Here is a 3,615-nt window from a genome sequence, read left to right as displayed (position 1 = left end):
AGGCGTGGGCACCGTCCGCGACGGAGGAGTTCGTGCGCTCCAGCCAGGAGCCCGCCCGGGCGCGGGCCGGGGAGGCGCTGCATCGCGCCTTCGCCCTGCGCGACATCGCGAGGCTGGTCCTGGGCCGCTACAGGAACCTGCGCCTGAGCACGCCGACCGTCATCCTCGCGGGAGCACAGGACTTCATGCTGCCGCCCGGCGTGCTCACCGGCGCCGGCTCCCACGCCGACGACCTGAGGGTCCAGGTCGTCGGCGGCTCCGGGCACTACCTGCACGAGGAACGCCCCGATCTGGTCGCCGAGACGGCCCGCGGGCTCTTCTCCCGCAGCCGCCTCCCCCGCCCCGAAGACCTGCGTGAAGTCCGGGGATCTGCCGGAGCGGGGCGGGACACGCCTACTGCCCCGGGGAGGCCGGGACGCTGATCGCGGCGCCGGTCACGCGGACCCTGGGGTCCTCCGCGGACAGGTCCACCTCCAGCAGCGAGGGCCGGCCCATGTCCTGTCCCTGGTGCAGGGTCAGGCGTGCCGACGGCGGGACCAGGGCGAGCTCGCGCGCGTAGGCACCGAACGCGGCGGCCGCGGCGCCGGTCGCGGCGTCCTCCACGACGCCGCCGACCGGGAACGGGTCGCGGACGTGGAAGACGGAGTCCGAGGCCCGCCACACCAGTTGAACCGTCGTCAGGTCGAGCCGCCGCATCAGACGCAGCAGCCCGTCGAAGTCGTAGTCCAGGGCCGCCAGTCGCTCGCGGGTGGCGGCCGCCAGGACCAGGTGGCGTACTCCGGCGAAGGCGATGCGCGGCGGCAGGGCCTCGTCCAGCTCGCCCGGCTCCCAGCCCAGTGCCGCCAGCGCCTCCGCCACGTCGGCCGCCTCCACGTCGTGGACGCGCGGGGCCACGCTCGTGAGGGTGGCCTTGAGCGGGGCTTGTTCGCCCACGACGCTGACCGGCACCTCTCCGACGGCGGTGTGGAAGGTGTAGTCGCCGGTGCCGAGCCGCTCGCCGAGCGCGACCGCGGTGGCCACCGTGGCGTGTCCGCAGAAGCCCACCTCCGCCTTGGGGCTGAAGTACCTCAGGGTGAAGGACCGGCCGTCGGCCGGGCCGGGCCCCGGCGTGACGAAGGCGGACTCCGAGTACCCCAGCTCGGCGGCGATCTTCACCATGGCCTCGTCGTCCAGCGCGGTGGCGTCCAGGACGACGCCCGCGAGGTTGCCGCCGTCCGGGGTCGTGGCGAATGCCGTGTAGTGCAGCACCTCGGAGGTCAGCTCGGCGTTCGGGGTGGTGCCGTGAGTCATGGAGACAGTGCCCTTCTCGTGGTGATGACGTCGTCCGGTCGGATCAGCCGCGGGTGCCCCGGCCGAACCCCCAGAGCCCTTCCACCAGCCGGCCGACGAACGCGACGCCGGCCGCGACGCCCGCGGCGACGGTGACGGCGCTCCTCGTCCCGTCCGGCACGAGCCCGTACAGCACCGGCATGAACACCACGAGGAACGCGGCACCGGCGAACAGGCTGGAGGAGAACAGTGCGGAGACGGTCTCGACCGTCGCCGCGTCCCGTTCGGCTTGGGTCCGACGTGCGCGTGCCGTGGTCATGGCCTTCTCCCGCCCCGTGTGTGGTGATCCGGAGATCGATGATAGAGGCCGGCCGCTGGTCCACGCCCGGGTCGAGCGCGGGGCAGTGCCGACGACGAGGTCGCCTCGGCGACGCGGACCGCACGGCCGCCACCGGTGCCCCGGCCTCCGGTGACCCGCCTGCCGGTGAACCGCATGCCGGTGCCCTGCCCGCCGGTGACCCGTCAACGGCAGGCGGTCTACCGACGAAGCCAGCGCTGGGCGGCGTCCAGGACGGCGTCCTCGCCCCGGGCCGTCGGGCGCGGGTCCTTGACGACCTCCTCGTCCGGCTCGACGGGTTCGTCGTATGTGCGGCCCGCCCGGTCGGCGTCCCTCACCTCCGTGAGGATGAGCAGCGCGCCGTCCGGCAGACGGTGCGCGTTGTTCCCCGTCGGGACACCGCTGGTCATCTCGCCGAAGGACCGGGTGTCGGGCCGTCCGCGGAACGCCACCGCGACGGCCTCGCCGGCACTGGCCGTGCGCCGGCCGGTCAGCACCGCGACCGGCGTCCTGCCGCCGCCGAGCTCGGGTGCGTCGCCTCCTGCCTGCGGCTTTCCGGCGAGGTGAGGGACGCCCTTCTCCACGGTCCAGGGGATCTTCTTGCCGTCCGCGTCGACGAACATGCCCACCGTGCCGTCGCCCAGGATCGGCCCGGCCACCGCGAGCACGGGCCACATGCCGCCCCCTGTCTCCTGCCTGAGGTCCACGACCCAGCCACAGGTCCCGGCCGTGTTCGCGTGCTCCACCGCGTCGCGCCCTCGCCGCGTGTAGGCGTCGTACGTCTTCTGCGAACCGTTCACTCCGGGCAGGGACACGTATCCGATGCCGCCCTTCAACGACCGGGCCTCCAGGCCGTCGAACGAGGACGCTGCGCCCGTCGTTCCCTGCTCGGCCTGGTCCGGGTCCCAGAACGTACTGTGCGCGTCCCCCAGCGCCGACAGCGCCGACCGGATCGCCCGGTACGTGTCCTCGGGCCGCTGCGCACCTCTCGCCTGGGCGAACGCCTTGTCCTTGAGGCGGTCCCAGTCCACCCGGTCACGGAGCAGCGCATGCTTCTCCATGATGTCCAGCGCCTTCGCGAGGTACGTGTGCGCCTTGGGTGACATGGCGTCACCGGGCTTGTCCTGCCCGCCGGTTCCGCATCCAGTCGCAGCGAGGAGAAGACCGGCCACCGCGGTGCACGCCGCCAGACGCAGCGGCGGTCTTCCCGATATACGTCGCCGCCGTCTCGACCTGCACATCGTTCTACGCGTCGTCATACGCGGACCCTACGTGAGCGTTCACCGGCGGGGGCCTGAGCCGGAAAGGCCTGCCGCCGTGGACCGGGGTGTCGGCGTGACGAGGAGCCGGACTAAAGTCGTGGGGCATGTCTGCGTTTCTGCCTGCCCGCCGCACGCTCCTGGGTCTGACCGCCGCCGCCGGTCTGTCGGCGTTGGCCGGGTGTGCCGGATCCGACGCGTCGAACGCATCGGACGCCAAGGCGAGGAAGAGGTCCTCGCCCGCCCCGTCCGCCTCCGACGCGGCGCGTCTCGGTGAGGCACCGCCCGCCGCGGACAGCGCGGCGGCGCGATCCACCGCCGGCGGTTGGCGCTACTCCCATCTCTCGGCCCGTGACGGAGCCGGATACCACGCGCTCGCCGTCACGTCCCGGGACGACGTGTGGCTGCTGGGGACGCGGGGCATCGAGTCCGCAGCTCCGTTCCTCGAGCACTGGGACGGGACACGCTGGCGGGAGCCCGCACTGCCCGGCGACCTCGTCGGGGGCGGCCGGGGATCGGCCTGGGGGCTGGCCCCGGGTGCTTCCGGCTCGCTGTGGCTGGCGCAGAGGGTGGCGCAGAGCGGGCAGCTCGCCGTGTTCCGCCGGGAGGGAGAGTCCTGGCGACGCCTTCCCGATCCCCCGGCCGTGGAGAGCGAGGCCGGGGGCGGCGGCCCCACGGAGGGCGCCTGGTGCGCGGCGTCCGGCGCCGACCTCTGGATCCTCTCCTCCGGCAAGGTGGTGCACTGGGACA

General features: G+C 73.6%; 3 protein-coding genes and 2 pseudogenes. 2 read left to right on the top strand and 3 right to left on the bottom strand.

Features of this window, described 5'->3' with window-relative positions:
- Window positions 1–422, top strand: a pseudogene (locus GTW43_RS22660) (alpha/beta hydrolase); the annotation flags it as partial.
- On the opposite strand, the gene GTW43_RS22655 reads toward GTW43_RS22660, so the two are convergent.
- The 3 genes from GTW43_RS22655 to GTW43_RS22645 form a co-directional block, all read right to left on the bottom strand.
- The gene (locus tag GTW43_RS22655; protein ID WP_161303860.1) at window positions 394–1,290 is read right to left on the bottom strand and encodes a PhzF family phenazine biosynthesis isomerase; all 897 of its coding nucleotides are present in this window, start codon (window positions 1,288–1,290) and stop codon (window positions 394–396) included. The pseudogene GTW43_RS22660 and the gene GTW43_RS22655 sit on opposite strands and share 29 nt — an antisense overlap.
- Before the next feature lie 43 nt (window positions 1,291–1,333).
- Window positions 1,334–1,588: a DUF6332 family protein gene (locus tag GTW43_RS22650; protein ID WP_161303859.1), complete on the bottom strand. Its 255-nt coding sequence runs from the start codon at window positions 1,586–1,588 to the stop codon at window positions 1,334–1,336.
- Between the two features lie 218 nt (window positions 1,589–1,806).
- Window positions 1,807–2,712: a S41 family peptidase gene (locus GTW43_RS22645; protein WP_161303858.1), complete on the bottom strand. Its 906-nt coding sequence runs from the start codon at window positions 2,710–2,712 to the stop codon at window positions 1,807–1,809.
- 260 nt (window positions 2,713–2,972) lie between these two features.
- Between GTW43_RS22645 and GTW43_RS22640 the strand changes: the two are divergent.
- Window positions 2,973–3,615, top strand: a pseudogene (locus GTW43_RS22640) (hypothetical protein); the annotation flags it as partial.

The sequence above is a fragment of the Streptomyces sp. SID5785 genome, assembly GCF_009870065.1.
Classification (GTDB): domain Bacteria; phylum Actinomycetota; class Actinomycetes; order Streptomycetales; family Streptomycetaceae; genus Streptomyces.
The sequence above is the reverse complement of the archived record's forward strand: the minus strand, read 5'-3'. Positions and strand labels throughout refer to the sequence as shown.